This window comes from Pseudoalteromonas sp. SG41-2 (assembly GCF_014164535.1).
Lineage (GTDB): Bacteria > Pseudomonadota > Gammaproteobacteria > Enterobacterales > Alteromonadaceae > Pseudoalteromonas > Pseudoalteromonas rhizosphaerae.
Genome location: NZ_JACJFK010000011.1, coordinates 127,442 through 150,935 on the forward strand (window position 1 = coordinate 127,442; position 23,494 = coordinate 150,935).

At 39.4% G+C, this 23,494-nt stretch carries 20 protein-coding genes; 11 read left to right on the top strand and 9 right to left on the bottom strand.

Annotated features, from left to right (window positions below; translation table 11 throughout):
- Positions 1–8: 8 nt before the first annotated feature.
- Complete coding sequence (locus tag H5186_RS10890) at positions 9–1,079, bottom strand: DUF3083 family protein (protein WP_182717859.1); 1,071 nt, start codon at positions 1,077–1,079, stop codon at positions 9–11.
- Positions 1,080–1,590: 511 nt separating this feature from the next.
- Here H5186_RS10890 and glnS point away from each other — a divergent pair.
- Positions 1,591–3,252: a glutamine--tRNA ligase gene (gene glnS, locus H5186_RS10895; protein WP_145233878.1), complete on the top strand. Its 1,662-nt coding sequence runs from the start codon at positions 1,591–1,593 to the stop codon at positions 3,250–3,252.
- 91 nt (positions 3,253–3,343) lie between these two features.
- Here glnS and fur read toward each other — a convergent pair whose 3' ends face one another.
- The 5 genes from fur to H5186_RS10920 all read right to left on the bottom strand — a co-directional run bounded on the left by fur (position 3,344) and on the right by H5186_RS10920 (position 5,879).
- Positions 3,344–3,784, bottom strand: a complete 441-nt coding sequence (gene fur / locus H5186_RS10900; RefSeq protein ID WP_145233880.1) for a ferric iron uptake transcriptional regulator — start codon at positions 3,782–3,784, stop codon at positions 3,344–3,346.
- Between the two features lie 186 nt (positions 3,785–3,970).
- On the bottom strand, positions 3,971–4,498 hold the full coding sequence (gene fldA / locus H5186_RS10905; RefSeq protein ID WP_149981079.1) for a flavodoxin FldA: 528 nt from the start codon (positions 4,496–4,498) through the stop codon (positions 3,971–3,973).
- A gap of 14 nt (positions 4,499–4,512) precedes the next feature.
- Positions 4,513–4,791 (bottom strand): LexA regulated protein, encoded by a 279-nt coding sequence (gene ybfE / locus H5186_RS10910; RefSeq protein ID WP_016709654.1) that lies wholly within the window; start codon positions 4,789–4,791, stop codon positions 4,513–4,515.
- A 2-nt stretch (positions 4,792–4,793) separates the two neighbouring features.
- Positions 4,794–5,015 (bottom strand): DUF2788 domain-containing protein, encoded by a 222-nt coding sequence (locus H5186_RS10915; protein ID WP_054204660.1) that lies wholly within the window; start codon positions 5,013–5,015, stop codon positions 4,794–4,796.
- A gap of 99 nt (positions 5,016–5,114) precedes the next feature.
- Complete coding sequence (locus H5186_RS10920) at positions 5,115–5,879, bottom strand: alpha/beta fold hydrolase (protein ID WP_182794456.1); 765 nt, start codon at positions 5,877–5,879, stop codon at positions 5,115–5,117.
- 141 nt (positions 5,880–6,020) lie between these two features.
- Here H5186_RS10920 and seqA point away from each other — a divergent pair, with 141 nt between their 5' ends.
- From seqA to H5186_RS10950, 6 genes are all read left to right on the top strand, one after another.
- The gene (seqA, locus tag H5186_RS10925) at positions 6,021–6,605 is read left to right on the top strand and encodes a replication initiation negative regulator SeqA (protein ID WP_182717858.1); all 585 of its coding nucleotides are present in this window, start codon (positions 6,021–6,023) and stop codon (positions 6,603–6,605) included.
- Positions 6,606–6,615: 10 nt separating this feature from the next.
- Positions 6,616–8,253 carry a phosphoglucomutase (alpha-D-glucose-1,6-bisphosphate-dependent) gene (pgm, locus tag H5186_RS10930; RefSeq protein WP_182761325.1) on the top strand — a complete coding sequence of 546 codons (1,638 nt, stop codon included), beginning with the start codon at positions 6,616–6,618 and terminating at the stop codon, positions 8,251–8,253.
- An 84-nt stretch (positions 8,254–8,337) separates the two neighbouring features.
- Positions 8,338–9,390 carry a succinylglutamate desuccinylase gene (astE, locus tag H5186_RS10935; RefSeq protein WP_145233889.1) on the top strand — a complete coding sequence of 351 codons (1,053 nt, stop codon included), beginning with the start codon at positions 8,338–8,340 and terminating at the stop codon, positions 9,388–9,390.
- Positions 9,391–9,651: 261 nt separating this feature from the next.
- Positions 9,652–10,866 (top strand): thiamine pyrophosphate-dependent dehydrogenase E1 component subunit alpha, encoded by a 1,215-nt coding sequence (locus tag H5186_RS10940; RefSeq protein WP_182761326.1) that lies wholly within the window; start codon positions 9,652–9,654, stop codon positions 10,864–10,866.
- Positions 10,866–11,843: an alpha-ketoacid dehydrogenase subunit beta gene (locus H5186_RS10945; protein ID WP_182761327.1), complete on the top strand. Its 978-nt coding sequence runs from the start codon at positions 10,866–10,868 to the stop codon at positions 11,841–11,843. The genes H5186_RS10940 and H5186_RS10945 overlap by 1 nt, the downstream gene beginning before the upstream one ends.
- 8 nt (positions 11,844–11,851) lie before the next feature.
- A complete protein-coding gene (locus H5186_RS10950; RefSeq protein ID WP_182794451.1) occupies positions 11,852–13,429 on the top strand; it encodes a dihydrolipoyllysine-residue acetyltransferase in 1,578 nt (525 codons plus the stop codon).
- Positions 13,430–13,494: 65 nt separating this feature from the next.
- Here the strand turns inward: H5186_RS10950 and H5186_RS10955 are convergent, their stop codons facing one another.
- Both H5186_RS10955 and H5186_RS10960 read right to left on the bottom strand, forming a co-directional pair.
- Positions 13,495–14,667 (bottom strand): putative manganese transporter, encoded by a 1,173-nt coding sequence (locus H5186_RS10955; RefSeq protein ID WP_182739266.1) that lies wholly within the window; start codon positions 14,665–14,667, stop codon positions 13,495–13,497.
- A 69-nt stretch (positions 14,668–14,736) separates the two neighbouring features.
- Positions 14,737–16,362: a M28 family metallopeptidase gene (locus H5186_RS10960; RefSeq protein ID WP_182730936.1), complete on the bottom strand. Its 1,626-nt coding sequence runs from the start codon at positions 16,360–16,362 to the stop codon at positions 14,737–14,739.
- Between the two features lie 108 nt (positions 16,363–16,470).
- Here H5186_RS10960 and H5186_RS10965 point away from each other — a divergent pair, with 108 nt between their 5' ends.
- The 4 genes from H5186_RS10965 to H5186_RS10980 all read left to right on the top strand — a co-directional run bounded on the left by H5186_RS10965 (position 16,471) and on the right by H5186_RS10980 (position 22,509).
- Entirely contained in the window at positions 16,471–17,280 is an 810-nt protein-coding gene (locus tag H5186_RS10965) for a DUF3025 domain-containing protein (protein ID WP_182717853.1), read from the top strand.
- Entirely contained in the window at positions 17,277–18,065 is a 789-nt protein-coding gene (locus H5186_RS10970) for an ATP-binding cassette domain-containing protein (protein ID WP_182761330.1), read from the top strand. The genes H5186_RS10965 and H5186_RS10970 overlap by 4 nt, the downstream gene beginning before the upstream one ends.
- The gene (locus H5186_RS10975) at positions 18,058–19,266 is read left to right on the top strand and encodes an ABC transporter permease (protein WP_182717851.1); all 1,209 of its coding nucleotides are present in this window, start codon (positions 18,058–18,060) and stop codon (positions 19,264–19,266) included. The genes H5186_RS10970 and H5186_RS10975 overlap by 8 nt, the downstream gene beginning before the upstream one ends.
- A gap of 192 nt (positions 19,267–19,458) precedes the next feature.
- Positions 19,459–22,509, top strand: a complete 3,051-nt coding sequence (locus tag H5186_RS10980; RefSeq protein ID WP_182794452.1) for an ATP-binding protein — start codon at positions 19,459–19,461, stop codon at positions 22,507–22,509.
- Positions 22,510–22,526: 17 nt separating this feature from the next.
- Here H5186_RS10980 and H5186_RS10985 read toward each other — a convergent pair whose 3' ends face one another.
- Positions 22,527–23,369, bottom strand: coding sequence for a UDP-2,3-diacylglucosamine diphosphatase (locus tag H5186_RS10985; RefSeq protein ID WP_182739270.1), 843 nt, complete (start codon positions 23,367–23,369; stop codon positions 22,527–22,529).
- Positions 23,370–23,494 lie beyond the last annotated feature (125 nt).

Sequence of the window (23,494 nt, forward strand, 5' to 3'; positions counted from 1 at the left end):
GCTCGCTATTATAGATAATGATTGATATGTTGAAAAAATCGCACAGTGATATCTTGGCGCTCTTTATTAATAGATAATGGTTCGATGAGTGTACGGATCACACTTTCAACTTGATTCATAAACCGACCGTGGCCAATTCCTTGTTCGTCTTTTTCACTGGCAACAATAACAAAATGCAGTGAATCTACTAGTTTTTCATCATGCCAATAATGACTGTATTGCGTTTTTTGATCGTCGGTTGAAAAGCTCAGCTTTTGCAATTCATGATTGCCATCGTTGTTATCAGTCTTACTGTTTCTAATTATTGGCATCGTACCATTTGCTATCATCGCCGCTAAATGTAAATTTTTGGCGGCGCATTGCTGAATAAATGCGTCATAAAAATACTGGTAAAACTCTGTGAATGTTGGCTTATTAAGTAAATGATGAAACTGAGTTTTAATGGTACGTGTTATTGGGATCGCAAATGTCGTATAAGTCATCTCATTATGTTCTGCAGGGAGTGTACAATGGCGGCTTTGGTAGCGAGGGTAGAGTCCTCTAAGTTTATAACCGTAGCTTTCTTTACATCCTTTCGCTTTGGCGAACAAGTCATAGGTTAAATGCTGATGATCACGCACTTTTATTGCTGTTTCATCGATCAATAATGTGCTTTGTAGGTATTCGAGTACTTTTTTAACACGGGTATGGAATATAGCAGCATTCGCACGCAAGTCTTCACCAGTAGCAAGGAAGAGCAAGCGAATTTTTTTACTGGGTTTGCTACTGTCGTAAATGCATTTATGCGCTTCATGGTAACGCGGGTTATAAAAGAATAAAATTTGTTTTTCTGTTTGTAAGCAATAAGACTCTTCATGAAACCTAACAACGGGAAGCTTATCGTTTGCTATCAAATGTACATTGTGTAGCTCGTATTCATCACATGAAGAGAATAGCTGTCGTGCTAAACGTTCATAACATTGCTGTATATTGCTAAAACGTGCGTATAAATCGGCACTGGGTACGAACTCCGCTAAGATATATTGGTTTGCGCGTGCAGTAGTTGGGATATAAACGCGATGCTGTGAAAGTGAAGCCATTATTTTCTCCTTAAAAGAATTACTTTAATGACGCCACTGTAGCTTGGTTGAATGACTGTTTTATTGCGCTAGAACAATTTATCGCCATTAAGAGGTTGAATAACAACCCAGACGTGGTTCTTCAGCTAGTATTTTCCGCTAAGCACACAGTATGTAATAAACCCGCATCTATTACTGTATGTTAAGGTTTGTTTTTATAATATACCCAAACCACCTCAATATGCAGAATTCAGCGTTTCACAGGGGCTTAATATCAAGGCGTTACTTTGCAACAATGATAGTCCCTTTTAAGAAGTAACAACGATGAGAGTAAATGCCTGCGAAACGCCCAACGGGTTGGTTTAAAAGCGATTTATACTGCGTTATTGATTTTACCAATAGAACCACTATTATTTGCAATCAATGCCTTGCCTAAATCGCTTTTAATTCCAACTGAAACTCGCATCTTGGGGTGGTTTGGGTATAATGCAGTAGTTTTGTCACCATGCACTATTGTGAGGATTGTATTCCTATGGCGGAAATTGAGAATCGCCCAAGTAACTTTATAAGAACCCGTATTGATGAAGATTTAGCATCAGGTAAACATGCGTCTACACATACTCGTTTTCCACCAGAGCCAAATGGTTTTTTACATATTGGTCATGCTAAATCAATTTGTTTAAATTTTGGTATAGCGCAAGACTACAGTGGTCAATGTAATTTACGTTTTGATGATACTAACCCTGAAAAAGAAGATATTAACTACGTTAATTCAATCAAAGAAGATGTTCAGTGGTTAGGTTTTAACTGGGATGGTGAAATAAAGTATTCGTCAAATTATTTTGATACTTTGTATGACTATGCTGTAGAGCTTATCAATAAAGGCTTAGCCTATGTTTGCTTTTTAACAGCTGATCAAGCGCGTGAATATCGCGGCACGTTAAAAGAGCCTGGTAAAAATAGTCCAACCCGTGATACTAGTCCTTCAGAAAACCTAGCACTATTTGAAAAAATGCGTGCTGGTGAATTTAAAGAAGGCGAGTGTGTACTACGTGCAAAAATCGATATGGCCAGCTCATTTATGGTGCTGCGTGATCCTATTATTTATCGTGTTCGATTTGCACACCATCATCAGACCGGTGATAAATGGTGCATTTACCCAATGTATGACTTTACGCACTGTATCTCAGATGCGCTAGAGGGCATTACCCATTCATTGTGTACACTTGAATTTCAAGATAACCGCCGTTTATATGATTGGGTGTTAGATAACATCAGTCTTGAATGTCATCCACAACAAATTGAGTTTTCAAGGTTAAACCTTGAATACACTATAATGTCAAAGCGTAAGCTAAATGATTTAGTGGTCAATGAGTATGTTGAAGGGTGGGATGATCCGCGTATGCCTACCATTGCAGGTCTTCGCCGTCGTGGTTATACACCAGCATCAATTCGTGAATTTTGCTTACGTATTGGCGTAACCAAACAAGAAAACATGGTTGAAATGGGCATGCTTGAAGCCTGTATCCGTGAAGACTTAAACGAACATGCTCCACGTGCCATGGCCGTTCTCGATCCGGTTAAAATCATCATTGAAAACTATGCTGTTGATACCGTTGAAACCTTATCAATTGCAAATCATCCAAATGATGAAAGTATGGGTCGTCGTGATGTTCCGTTCACCCGTGAAATTTATATTGAACGTGAAGACTTCAAAGAAGAAGCAAATAACAAATTCAAGCGCTTAGTACTTGATAAAGAAGTTCGTTTACGTGGTGCTTATGTTATTAAAGCAGAGCGTGTTGAAAAAGACGAAAATGGCGAAATAACCACGATTTTCTGTAGCTATGATCCACAAACGCTGGGCAAAAATCCAACTGATGGACGTAAAGTGAAGGGCGTTATCCACTGGGTGTCAGCCAGTGAGTCAATCACCGCAGAAGTTCGTTTATATGATCGGTTATTCAGCGTACCAAATCCTGCAGCAGCTGAAGACTTTGCAACAACTTTAAATCCTGATTCATTAGTGGTTTTAGCAAACGCAAAACTTGAGCCATCACTTGCTAATGCAGAGCCTGCACAAGGTTTTCAATTTGAACGTACAGGGTACTTCAGCCGTGATACTAAGTCAGAGAACATTGTTTTTAACCAAACAGTTGGTTTACGTGATTCTTGGACTAAAACGCAGCAGTAGTTTTTTATCCCTTCGCTCAAAGGCGAGGGGATAAAAGTAACAGACATAAAAAAACCTGCAATTTGCAGGTTTTTTTTATTCAGCTAAAAAATTATTGGCTATCAGCAAATGCTTTACATGCTGCAGTGTCAGTACACTCGCCATACAGATAAAGAGAGTGGTTGGTTAATTTAATACCATTTTCTTCTGAAATTTCAAGTTGACGACGTTCAATCATTTCATCTTCAAATTCAACAACTTTACCACATTTTAAACATACAAGATGATCATGGTGTGTGCTACCAGAGAGTTCAAATACTGACTTACCGCCTTCAAAATGGTGACGGCTAACAATACCCGCATCATCAAATTGGTTAAGTACGCGGTACACAGTAGCAAGGCCAATTTCTTCACCTAGGTCCAAAAGAATTTTGTAAACATCTTCAGCGCTGATGTGTTGGTTATCTGGAGATTGTAAAATCTCTAAAATTTTAATACGCGGCAAAGTTACTTTTAAGCCGGCTTTTTTTAATTCCAAGTTATGATCAGTCATTAAATCTGTCTCAATTATATTTGGTTATACTAGACACCTTACAAAGATGTACACGACACATTAGCAACGATAAGAATAACGTGCCTAGTCATTAAGTGCAAAGATCAATTGCTAGAAATACTTATAAAATGTGTAATAGGAAAACGAACGTCACTATTTTATACGATTACTAGCAATAAAGTGCATTTAATCAGCAAGTTCACTTAAACACATTTCTTCATAAACTTGTGCTGACCATGCTTTTACACGTTGTTCAGTAAGCTCTGGTTGACGGTCTTCATCAATGCCTAAACCAACAAAATGGTTGTCATCAGCCATGCCTTTCGAGGCTTCAAAATCATACCCTTGTGTTGGCCAATGACCCACAACAATAGCGCCACGCTCAGTAACGATGTCATTGATCATACCCATCGCATCAAGGAAGTATTCAGCGTAGTCTTCTTGATCGCCACAGCCAAAAATAGCCACAAGCTTGCCATCAAAATCAACTTCTTCTAATTCAGGGAAAAAGTCATCCCAATCACATTGTGCTTCACCATAATACCAAGTAGGAATGCCAAATAAGATTAAATCAAATTCTGCGATCTGTTCTTTTGAACTTTTAGCAATATCATGCACAGCCACTAACTTTTTACCCAATTCTTTTTGGATCATTTTAGCTACGTGTTCTGTGTTACCTGTGTCACTTCCGAAAAAAATACCTACACTTGCCATGGATTTAAAACCTTTTATCTATCAATAGCCAATCTTTCTTGTAAAATAGTTTCAATCAGCGCACTGCGGCTAATATTTTGTGCATCGGCCATATCGCTTAACGCTTGATATAACTGCGATGAAACTTTAAATTCGACACGCTTTAAACCACGTGCTTTATCTCTTTTTATTTGATTACGTTTATTTACCTTTAACTGAACCTCCCTTGGTAGGGGATTCGTTTTTGGTCTGCCGGGGCGTTTTTCGTATTCAAATAAATCGAGCGTTGTTCTATCTGTTTCAGACTTAGCCATGGTTAACCCACACCCGCACCTTGCCAAAAAACTTGAATAAGTCCTTTAGCGATAAAACCAGAACACCCTAAAAATAGCACAAGCCATACTACATAACGGCCAAATTTAGGCACATTACCTTTTTTTAGTACGTCTTGGATAGCCATACCGATAAAAAAGAACACACCGGCTAAGCCAAAGTACAACCCAAGGGTATCAAATTCGTTAATTAACTGACTGACCATCAACGTATAACCTTTAAATTAAACGGCGCGTACTATAGCATATAAAATTGTAATAATTTAGTGCGCTAAGTCAAAAATACGTGATTAAATTTTGCTTTATTAAGCCATTAAAAAATCATTGATAGACTTATTAACCGCCATTGGTTTTTGGGCATGCAACCAATGACCTGCGCCATGAATAATTTTTGCTTTTGCGTTGCTAAATTGAGCCATAATAGCTTCACGATATTCAGGCAATATATAATCAGAATCGTTCCCTTTGATAAATAAAGTATCGCATAAACAAGAATCATTTGCTTTAACATTTGCTAAAATATTGCGATATTTTTCACTAAGGGTAGTCAAATTAAAGCGCCACTGCAGTTCACCAAGTTCGTTTTTCGCATAGCTTTTTAGCAAAAACTGGCGAACACCTAATTCAGGTATTAGCTGCGTCATTAATTTATCCGCTTCTTTGCGGTCATTTATAGCATGGCTTTTTACCAGCTTTAGTGCCGCAATGATATCATCATGACGACTTTGATATGCAACAGGAGCGATATCTAATACTACGAGTTTATTTACTGAGCTTGGACTAACATGTGCTATTTGCATAGCAACTTTCCCGCCCATAGAATGACCGACTAAATGGGCTTTATCAATACCTAAATGGTCCATTAAGGCGAGTACGTCGTCAGCCATTGCCGGGTAATCCATAATATCACTGTGTGGTGAACGGCCATGGTTACGTAAATCAAGATTCGTTACGGTAAAATTTTCTGCCAATGCATTGGCTATAACATTTAAATTTTCCAGTGAACCAAACAATCCATGGATCAAAATTACATGCGGCCCTTGGCCAGTTTGTTTGTAATTTAACAGCATCACAGTTTCCAAAAACAATCTCATAAAAGTGTGCCTAGTTTGCCTAGTGAAATAACAAATTGCAAAACATAGAGAATTAAATCAGGTTTGGGTATAATCAGCATGGATGAAAAAAATGTGACCCGTAACGACAGGAATAACATGAAAAAAATTGACATAGACGACGAGTTATATCAATACATTGCAAGTAACACTCAAAGTATAGGCGAAAGCGCCTCAACTATTTTACGTCGTTTATTAAATATTCACGGCGAAAATGATTTAGCCGCGCAAGAAAAACCAGAACAGCCCGTCACGCATGAGGTTGCAAAGACGACTCAAACAACTGAACACACCTCATCGACCGAGAATAAAAAGTCAGCCGCTGTCACACCATTGACACAAGCGCATGCCAGTGTTTTTAATATACTCAATAAAGAAGAGTTGGCGATGCAAAAAGGCGTAGTAGGGCGCTTTTTGTTTATTTTATCTGCTTTACATAGAACTCATAAAACTGATTTTTCAGCGGTATTGGATGTGCAAGGGCGTGATCGCGTTTACTTCGCAACCAGCAAAGAAGCGTTAGTAAACAGTGGCAGCAGTATGAATCCAAAAAACATTACCGACAGTGAATACTGGGTAATGACCAACTCAAATACTACCCGTAAGAAAATGATGCTACACGAAGTGGCACTTGGCTTAGGCTATAGTGCTGAACAAGCTGAAAAAATTCGAGACTACTTATAAAGGAAATGTAATGGCGATTCATTCCGGTGCAGGGAAACCTGCAACACAATCAGATTTAGTAAATGTACCAAAATTAGTGTCTGCTTATTATTTAAATGAACCCGATCTAGAGCAAAACCCTGAACATTGTGTTGCTTTTGGTACTTCAGGGCACCGAGGTTGTTCATATGATGTGAAATTCAATGAATCTCACATTCTCGCCATTACTCAAGCAATTTGTGATTACCGAAAACAAAATAATATTTTTGGACCGCTATTCTTAGGTAAGGATACGCACGCGTTAAGTGAGGCGGCTTACAATTCAGCGATTGAAGTGCTTGTTGCTAACGAAGTACAAGTGATCACGCAAGAAAACGACGATTTTACACCTACACCGGTGATTAGCCACGCGGTCGTGTGTCATAACAAATTACATCCTCATGAATTAGCTGACGGTATTGTTGTTACACCTTCACATAATCCTCCAGAAGACGGCGGTTTTAAATATAACCCACCTAATGGTGGCCCGGCAGATACTGACGTTACTAAGTGGATAGAAGACAGAGCAAATCAACTACTACTAGAAGATTTAGTTGAAGTTGAGCTATTCCCATTTGCAAAAGCAGCCCGTTCAGGTTTTATTAAATACCAAGATTTAATGACTCCTTATATTGAAGATCTGATTAATGTTGTTGATGTAAAAGCGATTGCAAAAGCAAATATTAAAGTGGGTATTGATCCGCTCGGTGGTTCAGGGATCAACTTTTGGCCTATTATCGCCGAAAAATTTGCTTTAGATTTAACAATCGTCAATGAAAGTGTCGATCCGCGCTTTGCATTTATGCCACTTGATAAAGATGGCAAAATTCGTATGGATTGCTCATCACCTTATGCGATGGCAAACTTAATCGCCCTTAAAGATGATTTTGATATAAGCATTGGCAATGATCCTGACTATGATCGCCATGGTATTGTAACTCCTGACGGCTTAATGAATCCTAATCACTTTTTAGCGGTTGCCATTGATTACTTATTAAATCATCGTGATTGGTCCAAAGGCGTTGAAATTGGCAAGACACTTGTTTCAAGTGCGATGATTGACCGAGTAGTTGCCCGTAATAATCGTCAAGTGCGAGAAGTACCTGTTGGTTTTAAATGGTTTGTCGAAGGGCTAAGTACTGGAACACTCGCGTTTGGCGGTGAAGAAAGTGCCGGGGCATCATTCCTTCGTTTTGACGGTACAGTATGGAATACCGACAAAGACGGTTTCATCATGGGATTATTAGCCGCGGAAATTTTAGCTGTAACAGGAAAAACCCCATCAGCACTTTATAAAGAGCTTGAGCTCGAATTTGGTGCGCCTATATACAAACGTATAGATGCGCCTGCAAGTTCTGCCCAAAAAGAGCGACTTAAAGGGCTAAGTGCGAAAGATGTTACGGCAGATACACTTGCGGGCGAGCCTATTTTACAAAAGCTAACTCATGCGCCTGGAAATAATGCCGCTATTGGTGGTTTAAAAGTAGTTACTGAAAACGGCTGGTTTGCAGCGCGTCCATCAGGTACTGAAGACATTTATAAAATTTACCTTGAATCATTCAAAGGTGAAGAACATTTAGCGCTATTAGAAAAAGAAGCCAAGAAGTTGGTTGATTCAGTGATTAGTTAATAACGCTTAGACTATTTTATAACGGCTGATTTATTCAGCCGTTTTTGTTTCTCATTTGCATAATAATATGAAGGCATTTGGATTATGACAGCCAACTCAGAGTATTTAAACGAATTACAACAGCAAGGCGATTTTTTAACTCTCAGCCGTAATAATGAATGGCATTTAGCACCGAGTGCTTTTACTTTAAGTAATGGTACCACTGTAACTATTCATGACACTGGCGTTATAGAGTTTCAACCAAAATGCGCAACTACAATCGATGTGGTACTTTCAAGTGCGATCCATGGTAATGAAACAGCACCTATTGAAATTTGCGATGAATTAATTAAGCGTATTATCTTAGGCGATTTACAACTAGCACAGCGTGTACTGTTTATTTTTGGTAACCCGCAATCAATTAATATTGACAAGCGTTTTGTTGAAGAAAATCTAAACCGTTTATTTAATGGTCATCACACTGTCGAAGGTGTAAAGATGAATAATGAGCGCACACGAGCGGCCAAGCTTGAACAATATGTTAGTGACTTTTATCAACGCGGCGGTCAGCAGCGAGAGCGCTGTCATTACGATTTACACACTGCTATTCGTGGTTCAAAAAATGATAAATTTGCTGTATATCCATTTTTGCATGGTAAACCGTGGAAAAAGTCGCAACTACAGTTTTTATTAAGCTGTGGAGTAAATACGGTGCTAATGATGAAATCACCAGCCACCACTTTTAGTTACTATTCTTCTTTTGTTCATGGTGCAGATTCATTTACCGTTGAACTTGGTCAAGTAAAACCGTTTGGTGAAAATGATATGAGTCGTTTTGCGAAAACCAAAGCGACCCTAATCGCATTAATTAGCCAAAAAGAAGTGATATATAAAGAATTTGATGCAAGTGACTTTGAGTTATTTGCTGTGCACCGATCAATCAATCGCACTGAACACGATTTTTCGTTTCCTTTTTCGGATGATGCCGAGAATTTTACCGGGTTTAGCAAAGGTGATTTACTCGCAACGGATGGTCAGACCTGTTATTACGCAGATGTTGAAGGCGAAGCAATTATATTTCCTAATGCCGATGTTGCCCTTGGACAACGTGCATTATTAACGGTAATACCATTACAACTGACTGATAATATTATTTAATTTGTTGCTTTGCAGGTCAGCTCAAATCGTTAACTATATGATTGTATATACTTTATGCTCTTGTATAGTTAACTTTCCAATGCCACTGTCGCCAATTAACTTTGTTTCGTCTATGATTAGTTGAATAACACTTTACGTTAACGTAAAGTGTTAGCAGCTTTAATTTAAATACAGTACAGTTTCTGCAAAGTTTATCCTGCAGAGCACAGCCAATAATAACAACTGACTTGTACTGTTTACGACAACAAAAGAAGGTAGGTTATGAGCAATCCAAATAACGTATCGCTGAATATTAGTCATGCTCTCTCATTTATTGACGGTCATGCCTTAAATATTCCGACCTTGAGTATTTTAAACGAGGATGGCGATATCCACGACGGTGCAACAGCCCCCGATATTGATGAAAGTACTGCGCTGCGCTTGTATGAAACAATGCGTTTTATTCGTGCACTTGATGAGCGTATGCAAGCTGCTCAACGCCAAGGCCGGGTAAGCTTTTACATGCAATGTTTAGGCGAAGAGGCGGCAGTGACAGCGTCTGCTGCGGCACTTGATCAAGACGATATGATCATGGCGCAATACCGTGAGCAGGCTGCACTTCATTACCGTGGCTTCACACTTGATCAGTTTATGAATCAAATGTTTTCAAATGAGTTGGATTTAGGTAAAGGTCGCCAAATGCCAATTCACTACGGTTCAAGTGCACTTAATTACATGACTATCTCATCGCCGCTAGGCACTCAAATACCGCAAGCAACAGGTTACGCGTATGGCCAAAAAATTAAACACATAGATGCAAAATCAGGTGAGCTAAGCTCAACGATAGATAACATAACTATCTGTTACTTTGGCGAAGGGGCTGCTTCAGAAGGAGACTTTCATGCTGGTTTAAATATGGCCGCAGTGCATAAGTCACCGGTTATATTTTTTGCTCGCAATAACGGTTATGCGATTTCAACTCCTGCGGATGAGCAATTTAAGGGCGACGGCATCGCTTCTCGTGGCGTAGGTTACGGTATTAAAACGATTCGTGTTGATGGTGCTGATGCACTTGCTGTTTATGCCGCAACTAAAAAAGCCCGTGAACTTGCCACTAAAACAGGTGAGCCGATTTTAATTGAATCGATTGCATATCGCCTTGGCGCGCATTCTACATCAGATGATCCTAGTGGCTATCGTTCAAAAGACGAAGAAGCGAATTATCAGTCTTGTCCAATCGAACGTTTTCGCAAATGGTTAATTAAGCAAAACTGGCTTAATGAAGAAGAAGACAATAAAGCCAAAGAGCAAATTCGTGAAGATATACTAGCCGCGTTAAAACGCGCTGAAGTGATTGCAAAACCGGCCTTAGAAGAGTTGGTGTCAGATGTATATGATACACCGATCCCTTCTTTGCAACGTCAATATGAGCAATTGAAAACGCATATCAAGCAACACCCCGATGCTTACCCAGTGACTGCAGGGAGAATTAAGTAATGGCTAAAATGAATATGTTACATGCGATTAATTCAGCCCTTGATATAACCATGGCTGAACATCCGCAAGCGTGTATCTTTGGTGAAGATGTTGGCTATTTTGGCGGCGTATTTCGCGCAACGTCTGGACTACAAGAGAAATATGGTCAGCACCGTGTATTTAATACACCATTAACCGAACAAGGGATCATGGGTTTTGCTAATGGCTTAGCAGCGTTTGGCGCACCAGCACTTGCTGAAATTCAATTTGCCGATTATATCTTTCCAGCCTTTGACCAAATAGTAAATGAGTCTGCTAAATTTCGTTACCGTAGCGGTAACGAGTTTAATGTTGGCAACCTGACTATCCGTACTCCTTACGGTGGTGGTATTGCCGGCGGTTTATATCATTCACAATCACCTGAAGCTTATTTTGCACATACCCCGGGACTTAAGATTGTTGTTCCTCGCAACCCTTACCAAGCAAAGGGCTTATTACGAGCTGCAATTAAAGATGATAATCCAGTTATTTTCTTTGAGCCTAAACGCTTATATCGTGCATCAACGGGTGAAGTTCCTGAACAAGATTACAGCATTGAACTGGGTAAAGCTGAAATAGTTAGTGAAGGTACGGATGTAACACTACTTGCTTGGGGCGCACAGATGGAAATCATCGAAGATGCTGCAAAACGTGCAAATGAGCAAGGTATTAGTTGTGAAGTGATTGATCTACGCAGTATTTTACCATGGGATATGGAAACGATTGTTAACTCAGTGACAAAAACAGGTCGACTTATTGTTAGCCATGAAGCACCAATCACTAATGGTTTTGGTGCAGAAATTGCGGCGACAATCCAACAAGAATGTTTTTTGCATTTAGAATCACCTATCTTACGTGTTTGCGGCTTAGATACTCCGTATCCATTAGCGCTTGAAAAAGAATATGTACCTGATGCGTTGAAAGTGCTAGCAGCAATCAAGCAATCGGTCGAATTTTAGGAGTCATCATGGCAAAAGATTTTATTTTACCGGATATCGGTGAAGGCATCGTTGAATGTGAAGTTGTTGAATGGTTAGTAGCCGAAGGCGACACCGTAGCTGAAGATCAACCGATTTGTGATGTAATGACAGACAAAGCACTGGTGCAAATTCCTGCGGTTCATGATGGTGTGATCAGTAAGCTCTATTATGCTAAAGGGGATATTGCTTTAGTGCATGCCCCACTGTTTGCAATGGATGTAGCTGGTGAGACTACAGCCGATCATACTCAAGCAGAAACAACCAGCGTAATAGAGCACACGCAAACAAATACTCACGCTGAAGTCGTTGAGGATTTTATCCTTCCCGATATTGGTGAAGGAATTGTTGAGTGTGAAATTGTTGAGTGGTTAGTCAGCGAAGGCGATTTGATAGAAGAAGATCAAGCCGTTTGTGATGTAATGACAGATAAAGCACTGGTACAAATTCCAGCTAAATATACCGGCACAGTGGTAAAACTTTATTATGCTAAAGGGGATGTTGCACAAGTACACAGTCCACTTTTTCAAATGTCGATTGCAGGCACTCAAGCAAACGTTGTCGATATCAATGATGCATTAGTGAAAGCACAAACCAAAGCGGTAGAGCAAAAAACAGCAGTAGTTGAAAAGTCAGTGACAGCCCCTGTAATTAATAAAAAGGCGGTCGCATCACCGGCAGTAAGACGCAAAGCACGTGAACTTGATGTTGATCTAACCACAGTCCCAGGCAGTGGTAAGAATGGCCGTATTTACAAAGAGGACATTGAACAGTTTGTGAAAGGGGAAGTGCCAAATAGTATTGATACATCACCACTGCAAACGAAGCCTGACGTTACGAAAACCACAGCTAGCGACACTGGCGGCATGCGCATTGAGCCAATTAAAGGCATCAAAGCAGCAATGGCTAAACAAATGGTTGCTTCGGTAACGACTATCCCACATTTTACATTTTGTGATGAGATTGATTTAACAACTTTGATTGCTTTGCGCAGTGATTTAAAAGAGCAATATAAGCAACAAGGCGTTAAATTGACAATGATGCCATTTTTCATCAAGGCCTTATCGCTGGCTATGAAAGAATTTCCGGTATTAAACTCGAAAATAAATGATGAATGCACTGAGCTTAGCTACTTTGATGATCACAATATCGGTATGGCAGTTGACTCTAAAATTGGTTTGTTAGTGCCAAATATCAAACAATGTCAAACAAAGAGTATTGTTGATGTAGCCAATGAAGTAACGCGATTGACGGATGCTGCCCGTGAAGGACGTGTTAGCCCTGACGATCTCAAAGGCGGCACAATTAGCATTTCTAATATTGGTGCGATTGGCGGAACAGTTGCGACGCCAATTATCAACAAGCCAGAAGTGGCGATTGTGGCATTGGGTAAATTACAACATCTACCGCGTTTTGATGCCAAAGGGCAAGTGGTGTCTGCTGCAATTATGCAAGTTAGTTGGTCAGGCGATCACCGAGTGATTGATGGGGCCACGATAGCGCGATTCAATAACTTGTGGAAATCGTATTTAGAAAACCCAGCCAAAATGATGATGGCAATGAGTTAAGCGTAGCTCTTAATTATTCATTTTATCAAAGCTCAGCAGTCGCTGAGCTTTTTTATGTCAGTGACTTACACCCCAAAGAAATATAAGCCATAGCCAACGAGTAAAGCGGGAATTGCCGAATATATTGTTGCCACAAATGCGGCACGTGGTGCCATTGCGATTGCAGGGAAAAGGGCATCGCCGTCATTTGATATTGCATTCGCAGCTAAGGCACTAAAGGGAATGATGCCTTGAATATACAATGTAGTTACCACTATTTGTGGTCCACAGCCAGGTAAAAAACCAATCAAAACGGCAATTAAAGGCGCTAAGTATGCATAGTGAGTAAACCAGGCTTTTAAATCCACACCGGCAAATGTTACTAATAACTCAAATAGCATAAATGAGGCAACTACCCATGCCGTAACAAAATGGGTGTCTTGCAAAACTTTATATAGCTTTGAAGGGGGCGTTATAGTCTCTTCTTCTGAAGTTACTTGTTGATAGCTTTGACCTTTAGACGACAGCGCCCAAGTGGTAACAGCCAATAGCGCCATAATAGCGCCAAATAAGGTTATTGATTCAGCAAGTAGAGCATCAAAGGCTGAAAAGTCAGTATTGAAAGCAATCATTATTGCCACAATAAGACTGGGCATCATAATAATTTGCCAAATTGATTTACTGACTATAATTGCCTTACTAGGCTGATTTAAGCACTCATCAGCATAATCATTTTTTGCTGGGCGAAGATAATCTTGCTTATGAAATGCATTGACTAAGGATCCGCTGATAATACCAACGCTTAGGCCAATAATCATAATAAGTAAGCCTTCAAGCGGCTTCGTTGCTAATAGTAAAAATGCAGCATCCCCCATGGTCGCTGTTAATACAGCAACGATAGAGCCAAAGCTCGCTTGTCCTTTGGTAAATTGTGTCACTACTATGATGGCGCCTCCGCAGCCAGGTAAAGCTCCTAGTAGTGAAGCAAAACTAATTTCTAACAAGGGTGATTTTTGGCTTAAATAGCCAAGCTCTAAGTGAGGCAACCGATCGATGGCGTAGTAATAGATAAATAAAGTGACGGCAACAAATATACTAACTTGAAAAAACGCATCACTCATTGCCGTCAATGTCATTGCTCGCAAAGGAGCATAAGCTAAACAACACAACAACAATAGCGGTAATAGCAGCCGTTTATTACTGGTAATAAAATGTGTGGACGCTGGAAAACTAATTTTGGGCAGTGAAAGTAAAAACATAAGTGCAACCTAAAAACTATCTAAGTTGCACTTTAGATTCAAATTAAATGAAAATCAATATCATTTGCGTTATTTTCTTTGGAATTCTGAGTTCGCATTCCATTTGGGCCATTGTGGTTGCTCTGAAATATCAAAACCTACTTGATAAAACAGTTGTAAGTCTTGTACAGCTCCCGATAGATCCCATTCATCACGGTATCTGTCACATGGTTGATGGTAACAACCACGTAGCACTAAGCTCATGCGTTTACGATAATTAGCCGTATCTTCGTCAAGTGCTTCACTGCCACCACCCGCATACATCGCTGGAATACCCATGTTGGCGAAAGCAAAATGATCAGAGCGATAGTACCCGCCTGAAGATGGTTTAGGATCGCCCGAGACAGTGCGCCCTTGTGCATTAGCTGCCTGTGCTAATAGCGAGTCCATTTCTGATTTACCAATACCAACCACGCTGATATCTTTTACTTTGCCTAACAAGTTCAAGCTATCCATATTAATATTAGCGACTGTCTTATTTGCTGCTATCACTGGGTGTGCAGCATAATACTTAGATCCTAATAAACCTTGCTCTTCAGCTGTCACTGCCAAGAAAGTCATTGAGCGGCTAGGGTGCTTTGGTAAGCTTGCAAACGCTTCTGCTACTTCAATTAAGCCTGCAGTGCCTGTCGCGTTATCATGTGCTCCATTGTAGATTTGGTCGCCTTTACGGTTTTTATCAGTACCTAAGTGATCCCAGTGTGCTGAGTATATAATATGCTCATCTGGTTTTTCACTACCGGGTAAAGTCGCAATGAAGTTATATGAAATTGATTTTTTGATGGTGTTTTTAACCGCAACAGACGCCGTTAAATCGCCCATATCAACATGATAAGCACCTTTTGCTGCATTGGCTTTCGCACTGGCAAAATCTAAACCTGCTTTAGTGAAAAGCTCGTTAGCAACCTCTGTGGTTACCCAACCTTCAACAGCGACTCTGTCCATATTATTGTTTTCTTTTTGAAAACCAAACTGCTCGCCGCTCCATGAGTTTTCAACCACAGACCAAGGGTAAGAGGCCGGTGCAGTTTCATGAACGATGATAGCCCCAGCAGCACCTTGACGGCTGGCTTCTTCGTATTTGTAAGTCCAACGGCCATAGTAAGTCATGGCATCACCGGTAAACAAAGCAGGATCTTTAGTGGCAAAACCAGGGTCGTTGACTAAAATCACCACAGTTTTACCCTTAACATCTAAACCTGCGTAATCATTCCAATTATATTCTGGGGCATTAACACCATAACCAACAAATACCAGTTCAGAGTCTTTAATACTTTGGCGTTCGCTAATGCGACTGCTGCCCATTACCATGTCTTTTTTATACTGGTAATCTTTGCCGCCGATAGTTAACACCATGTTTGGATCTGCTTCAAGAGACACCAACGGAACTTCTTGTAAAAAGCTGTCGCCATTACCTGGTTGATAACCTAGTTTTTTAAATTCTTCAGTAAGGTAAGCTAGTGTGAGTTCTTCACCTTTTGAAGATGGAGCGCGGCCTCCAAATTCATCGGAGGCAAGCACTTTGACATGCTCTGCGAGTTGTTGGGCATTGATTGAATTATACCCTTTGCTAACATCATCAGAGGTGAGACTTGTTGTTGCACATCCTGCAAGTACCGCAGTTGCAAGGAGTGTCAGAGAAAAATAACGTTTCATAGTCGCTCTTTTTTTGTTTTAAGTGAGCTCAGTATAAGAACTTCTATTAAAGAGAACCAGTTTTTGCGGTAAACTCCAACCATAATAATTGTAAAGCTAAAGATACTCATGAAGCGTTTTACCCCTTACGAACAATGGCATAGCGCCAGTTTAGAAAATGGTGCATTTAGCCATTTAAATACACTGTTTTCTTTAAACGGTTTATCCGACTGGCCGCAATGTGCGTGGATTTCATCATTTTTAGATGCTAAAAATGCAAATCAGCAAACAATTCGCTTTGTTGAAGACGCCTGCTTTAGTGAGGAAGAGCGCTATTATGAGCAAATCATTTTTGATACCGGTAAAGTACCAACGCGACAACAAAATTGGCATGACTTATTTGGTGGACTTATCTGGTGTTTATTTCCTAAAACGAAAGCATTGATCAATCAACGCCATGTTGAAGAGATCACACTTCACGGCACTAAAGTACGCTCAAAACACCGCAATGCCTTAACCTTGTTTGATGAATGTGGGGTTGTACTTGCTGTAAGTGATAATGTTTGGCCTGCGTTACTTAAAAATCATCAATGGCAGCAGGCATTTATTGAGCAAAGAGCGTTGTGGGGTAAAACCATTGCGCCATTTATGTTCGGCCACGCTAATTATGAAATGCTAACAAAGCCGTATATTGGTCTGACAGGTAAAGCATTATTTGTAAAAGTACCGAGTGACATATTTTGTAAAGATTTAGCCCAGCAGTATCAGTATATTGATCAAACCCTTTATGAGATGATTAGCGTCGATAACTGTTTAAGGGACAATAGCCAGCTCTCACCATTACCACTGCTAGGCGTACCAGGCTGGTATGATAATAATAACCCCGAGTTTTATAGTAATACGGATTACTTTAGACCAAAACGAAGGACACGAACATGATAGAAGTTACGGGGCTTAAAAAGAAATTTAAGCTAACTAAAGACCATAAAAAAAACAAAGTCGATAAAATAGATCCCCGTGAAGATAAAGATTATTTTCATTCGGTGCGAGATGTCAGCTTTCATTGTAATAAAGGCGAAGTGCTGGGCTTACTCGGCCCTAATGGTGCAGGAAAAACCACCACGCTAAGAATGCTCTCGACAGCGTTAAAACCCGATGAAGGGCAAATAATTATTGCTGGTGAAGACATCATTAAAAAACCACTATTTGGTCGTAAGTCTATTGGTTTTCTATCTGGCAGTACCGGTTTATATGGCCGTTTAACGGTAAAAGAAAATATCGAATATTTTGCAAAACTACACGGTATGAGTAAAGACGCGATTAGTTCACGGTGTGAAGAGTTATTTGATTTACTCGATATGCATAGCTTTATTGATAAACGTGCTGATAATTTATCAACGGGTATGAAGCAAAAAGCCAATATAGCCCGCGCAGTTGTGCACCATCCGGCAGTCGTGGTACTTGATGAGCCGACCACTGGATTAGACATTATGACCACTCAAACGGTGATCGAGTTTATAAAACGGCTTAAAGCGCAAGGGACTCCTGTTATATTTTCAACCCATCATTTAGATGAAGTAGCGCTACTGTGTGACCGCGTTGCGGTGATCAACGAAGGTATCAGTTGTTTTGACGGCAGTCTTGACGAATTTAAAAAAGTGGGTAAAAGCGACGAACTTAATCAAGCGTTTATGAATATATTGACGGAGAAAAATAATGTTTGAAGTATTTAAAAAGGAATTAAAGGAGCTATTACGAGATAAAAAAACACTCATTTTTATTGTCGCATTACCAGTTGCTATCTTTCCATTATTATTTGCGGTGATGGCATTTATTAGTTCTCAAGCAACACTTGAAGCCGAACAAAAAGTTCATACCTATGCCATTATCAATGGCGAATATGCGCAATCATTCACAGATAAAGTTTTTTATCATAAAAGTTTTCAATTATACAAAGGTGATCACACCTTTAATACAGTTGCAGAGCTTACAGAGGCCGTTAAAGCCGGCACCATTGATATGGGTATTTTCTTACCCGCAGATGCCAAACAAAACCTTGATGACGCAAAACAAAGTCAGTGGCAAGTGGTTTATAACGATGCTAAAGCGATTAACTTTTTATTCGACAGAGTAAAAGAGCTTGCTGAAGAATTTGGTAATAAGCTAAGAGCTGAAAAACTATTAAGCTACGGTGTTTCAGTTGAGCAACAAAGTGCAATTATTGATCCAATCAAAGTTGTAAAAGTTGATACTGCTGATAAACGAGAAAATTTAGGTGAGAAAATAGGCGGCTTTATCCCTTACTTACTGATCCCATTAGTATTGATGGGAGCAACATACCCAGCAATTGATTTAGGTGCAGGTGAAAAAGAACGCGGCACATTAGAAACGTTACTATTGACACCAATCACCCGTACGCAACTTGTATTAGGTAAATTTATTACTTTACTTGCAGCGTCAATCGCCACCACAACGATAACCGTGTTGAGTATGGGCGTTTGGATCAGTATCGCGATTTCTTTCATTGATTTGGATGTGATAAAAACAGCATTTAGTTCATTACGCGTATTAGATTTGGCACTCATTTTTATTATTTTATTACCCGTCGCCGCGATTTTTTCTTCTCTTGCGTTAGCAATATCGATTTATGCTCGTAGCTTTAAAGAAGCTCAGAATTACATGACACCACTGAGTATGGGGGTGATATTTCCTATCATTGTTGCTTTACTACCGAATGTTGAGCTAACAGCTAAAACCGCATTTATACCGGTTACTAATGTGGCTTTAGCGATTAAAGAAATTATCAAAGGTACGATTGATTACACGTTACTTGGACTAATCTTTTTAGCGACCGTGATTGTTGCCGGTGCACTATTAGCATTTTGTGTTAAATGGTTTAATAAAGAAGAAGTCTTATTTAGATAATAAATTATATAGAAGTAGGCTGGGCGTGGTTGTTACAATACTCTCAGTTAAATAATAAAAATGACGGGCTAGCTCGTCATTTTTTATTACTATAGTTTCCTTAGAAAAACTAAGAATCGATAAAAAGCGCAGAGATAACTTTTTAATTGCTCTATAATGTAGTTTGTATTTGAAAGCAAACTGGCAATTTTGATGCGCAACTCACTGACATTTTTTAATTTATTTCGCAGTAATAAACTTTCTTTATTAGCATTGCTGTTTTTTTTCATCCTCGCAATACCTGCTTTATATATATTTGAGCTGAAAGTACGCAAAGATGTTTACCAGGTTGCCCAAACCACACTACAGCAAGAGCTTGATACAAAAGCACTGATGTTAAAAGGACATTTAAAAGACAGTGTTTCGTCAATCAACTTTTTAAATGCCACACCGCCTATCAGTGGCATCAGCCGAGCCGCTGCAAATAACCTTATTGATCCACTATTAAATACTCCCATCGCAATATGGCAAACGCGCTTAGCTGAAATATTTAGTGGCTTTATGCGCACTGACCCGCAGCTATTACAAGCCAGATATATTACCCTTGCTGATAATGGTCAAGAAATTGTCCGTGTTGATAGGATCAATGATGCTTTGGTTTGCCTAGAGGGAGACTTATTACAACAAAAAGGGCAGCGGGATTACATGCTTAATGCCAGCAGGTTAGATAGTGAATCTGTCTATATATCACCGATTAACTATAATCGAGAGCATGGCCAAATTCAGATCCCCTACGTGAGTACCTACCGAGTTGCTAAGCCGGTATTTAATAAACAAGGAGCAGTGTTTGCTGTATTAGTAACCAATTATTTTGCTGATGAGTTATTTAATAGTGTTACTTTTAGTTCACCTGCTGGGGTTGATGTTTATCTGTTAAATGATCAGCAGCAGTTTTTATTTCACCCAGATCCTAAACTGCGATTTGGTTTTGAGTTTGGTCAAGACATTACTTGGTTAAGTGTATTTAGTCAAAGCCAAGATATGAGCAGCCAAGCGACTTTACCTTTTCATGATTTACCAAGTCATTATTATTTAAAACAACGTATTAGTTTAGAAAATAACATTAGCATGTTGCCCCTTGAACTTGCGGTATCAATTAATACCGATATTTTGGCAAAAGACGTTGCTAAGCGTCGTGATCATTTTGTGCTGGTAATTATTTCACTTTTCACTGCTTTGTGGTTATTAGTGTGGTTATACCAAAGGTATATAAACCGCAAATTAGAGTTTCACTCCTTGAAGGAGCGTAATAACAAGATTATTGAAAATTCCCTCGATGCAATCTTAACAGTACAAGAGGATGGGCTTATCAGTAATGCCAATAAAACAGCGTTGCAGTTCTTTGATATCATTATTGATCACACCAAATTCACGCAATTATTTACGCTTGCTGAAAGTGATAATTCATGTATTGATGAAACCATAGCGCAGGGGTCAAAACCATCATTTGAAGGCGTGTATACTGATCCGCAGGATCAACAACACTTTTACTCAATTACACTTACTAGCGTGTTTGATATTTTTACCCAGCGCCACCAGGTTGCAGCGATTTTACGAAACATCAATTCACTTAAACAGACTCAAGTAGAGCTTGAAAAACTCAATAGTACGTTAGAGCAAAAGGTTCGCCAACGCACAACTGAACTTGAAAGTGCGATTGAACAAGCGTTGGCAGCCAGTAAATCGAAAAGTGATTTTATTGCTAACATTTCCCATGAAATACGTACCCCTATGAATGGTGTATTAGGGATGCTGGAAATGCTCAAAGAAGACACACTAACGCAACAGCAACAGCAATACCTAGAGCTGGCCAATAGCAGCGCTAACTCATTAATGACATTAATTAATGACATCTTGGATTTTTCAAAAATAGAAGCAGGTAAACTTGATATTGATAATCACAGTTTTGATGTGATTACTGTATGCAGTGATATGATCACCTCTATGGCATTACAAGCCCAGCGTAAAGGCTTAGAAGTGTTTTTGCATACCGATAAAGTTATTGATCGTATGTTAGTAGGAGATAGCCACCGATTAAAACAAATATTAATAAACTTACTTAATAATGCATTCAAATTTACCCATCAAGGTGAAGTCAGTTTGACTCTTGGATGTCAGTATCTTACTGAAGAAAAGTTATTAATGAGCTTTGTTATTGAAGATTCAGGCATCGGCATTGCTGAAAAAAATATCGATAAGTTGTTTGAGGCCTTTACCCAAGAGGACACCAGTACCACTCGCCACTTTGGTGGTACTGGGCTTGGTTTATCAATTTGTCGTAAGTTGGCGCAATTGATGGGCGGTGATATTAGCGTCACCAGTGAAAAAGGCAAAGGGAGCTGTTTTACAGCGCAAGTGCAATTACATATTGCAGCTGAGAAAAAGCTCAATACAGCCGTTGAGTTGGCAAAAGATATTCAGGTTGGCGTGCTGATAGATAGCGACAGTGTATATAACAATGTCACTAATTTATTGATTAAAAATTGCCAAGTAGCGGCCAATAATATTCAACGATTTGACTACCAAGCACAATATCAAGAGTTAAAAGTTGATTTACTGGTTGTTGATAATGATCACCCATACTTACAAACACTGATTAATTTATGTAATAAGCAGAATAAAAAATATGTATTAATTTTGCGTGATTTATTGCTTAGTAAAAAAGCCAAAGAGCAGGTGCCTGAAAATTGCCATGTACTTAATAAGCCGCTTACTCAAGATCAATTTAGCTTTAAGTTAGCAAGTTTGTTTGGTGTTAATAATAGTTTTTTGGTTGCTAGCCAAGGTAGTGAGCAAACAGAATATGTTGAATACGATTTCTCAAATTTTAAGGTGTTATTGGTTGATGATAATATGATCAACCTTGAAGTTGCCAAAGCAATATTAAAAAATACCGGTGTCACTATTGTATGTGCCAGCGATGGCCTCGATGCACTAGAAATATTAAATACAGAGCAAACAGCTTTATTTGATCTGATTTTTATGGATTGCCAAATGCCAAACCTCAATGGCTATGACACGACCTCTGCAATTCGCAGCAACAAAGCTGGTGCTGACTATGCGAAAGTGCCTATTATCGCTATGACTGCCAGCGCTATGGCAGGTGACAGAGAACGCTGTATTACAGCTGGTATGAATGATTATATTACCAAACCCATAAAGCCAAAAGTTTTGAAAGACAAATTAGCTATGTGGTTAAAATAAACCACACAGTCTAAATTTTAAGCTACTGATTTTTCAGGTTTAGCCTTTGGTCCACCAAGATTTTGATTAAGTTTGGTAATATCAGCAGAATTAATCACTGTTTGAGTGTCAGACCAGTGTAGCAATTCGATACGACCATTTTCTTGCTCTACTACTGCGGTACAACTTTCTATCCAATCGCCATCATTACAGTAAACAATGCCATCAACGACTTTGAGTTGTGGGTGATGAATGTGACCGCAAATAATACCGTCTACGCCTTGCTTTTTAGCCTCATGAATAGCAGCATTTTCAAATGCCTCTATTGCTTCACGCGCTTTATGAACGCGGGCTTTTATCCAAGCAGCAAGTGACCAATAGTTACCACCATATAGGCGTCGAATACGATTAGTCCAGCGATTTAAAAATAGTAAAAAGTCATAACCTGCATCACCGGCAATACTGATCAGTTTGTTATACCGAGTTGCTGAGTCAAAATCATCACCGTGAACCAGAAGAAATCGTTTGTTGGCTTTGGTTGTGTGAATAAACTGCTGGTGGACTTCAATACCAAATAGGCTGTTATTGACGTAGTGCCGGAATGTTTCATCGTGATTGCCGGGAATATAAATCACTCGAGTACCTTGAACTGCTTTGGCTTGAATACAGGCTAATACTTGATAGTGACTAGGGTGCCAATAAAAACTTCGCTTCATAGACCATAAATCGACGATGTCACCCACTAGATAAAGGGTATCGCACTCAATACTATTTAAAAAGTCGAGTAGGTAATCTGCTCGACAATCTTTATAGCCTAAATGTACATCGGAGATCCAAACGGCTGGGTAGTACTTTTTATCACTTTTTTCGATGTCGTGCATAGGAGGTTACTCACGGTGTAATAACAACAAAGTTAAGCAACTTGAATGACGTTTATAAGACTGTTTGACGAAACATCTATGACAATTAATGATCGTGCAAAAACAAAAAAACCGCATTTCGCGGT

Bases quoted from the DNA above. Each gene is read 5' to 3' on its own strand.
- H5186_RS10985 (WP_182739270.1), bottom strand. From the start codon at position 23,369: ATGCACGACATCGAAAAAAGTGATAAAAAGTACTACCCAGCCGTTTGG.
- pgm (WP_182761325.1), top strand. From the start codon at position 6,616: ATGGCGATTCATTCCGGTGCAGGGAAACCTGCAACACAATCAGATTTA.
- H5186_RS10915 (WP_054204660.1), bottom strand. From the start codon at position 5,015: ATGGTCAGTCAGTTAATTAACGAATTTGATACCCTTGGGTTGTACTTT.
- seqA (WP_182717858.1), top strand. From the start codon at position 6,021: ATGAAAAAAATTGACATAGACGACGAGTTATATCAATACATTGCAAGT.
- H5186_RS10890 (WP_182717859.1), bottom strand. From the start codon at position 1,079: ATGGCTTCACTTTCACAGCATCGCGTTTATATCCCAACTACTGCACGC.
- H5186_RS10940 (WP_182761326.1), top strand. From the start codon at position 9,652: ATGAGCAATCCAAATAACGTATCGCTGAATATTAGTCATGCTCTCTCA.
- H5186_RS10980 (WP_182794452.1), top strand. From the start codon at position 19,459: ATGCGCAACTCACTGACATTTTTTAATTTATTTCGCAGTAATAAACTT.
- fldA (WP_149981079.1), bottom strand. From the start codon at position 4,498: ATGGCAAGTGTAGGTATTTTTTTCGGAAGTGACACAGGTAACACAGAA.
- H5186_RS10950 (WP_182794451.1), top strand. From the start codon at position 11,852: ATGGCAAAAGATTTTATTTTACCGGATATCGGTGAAGGCATCGTTGAA.
- ybfE (WP_016709654.1), bottom strand. From the start codon at position 4,791: ATGGCTAAGTCTGAAACAGATAGAACAACGCTCGATTTATTTGAATAC.
- astE (WP_145233889.1), top strand. From the start codon at position 8,338: ATGACAGCCAACTCAGAGTATTTAAACGAATTACAACAGCAAGGCGAT.
- H5186_RS10960 (WP_182730936.1), bottom strand. From the start codon at position 16,362: ATGAAACGTTATTTTTCTCTGACACTCCTTGCAACTGCGGTACTTGCA.
- H5186_RS10920 (WP_182794456.1), bottom strand. From the start codon at position 5,879: ATGCTGTTAAATTACAAACAAACTGGCCAAGGGCCGCATGTAATTTTG.
- H5186_RS10975 (WP_182717851.1), top strand. From the start codon at position 18,058: ATGTTTGAAGTATTTAAAAAGGAATTAAAGGAGCTATTACGAGATAAA.
- glnS (WP_145233878.1), top strand. From the start codon at position 1,591: ATGGCGGAAATTGAGAATCGCCCAAGTAACTTTATAAGAACCCGTATT.
- H5186_RS10945 (WP_182761327.1), top strand. From the start codon at position 10,866: ATGGCTAAAATGAATATGTTACATGCGATTAATTCAGCCCTTGATATA.
- H5186_RS10965 (WP_182717853.1), top strand. From the start codon at position 16,471: ATGAAGCGTTTTACCCCTTACGAACAATGGCATAGCGCCAGTTTAGAA.
- H5186_RS10970 (WP_182761330.1), top strand. From the start codon at position 17,277: ATGATAGAAGTTACGGGGCTTAAAAAGAAATTTAAGCTAACTAAAGAC.
- fur (WP_145233880.1), bottom strand. From the start codon at position 3,784: ATGACTGATCATAACTTGGAATTAAAAAAAGCCGGCTTAAAAGTAACT.
- H5186_RS10955 (WP_182739266.1), bottom strand. From the start codon at position 14,667: ATGTTTTTACTTTCACTGCCCAAAATTAGTTTTCCAGCGTCCACACAT.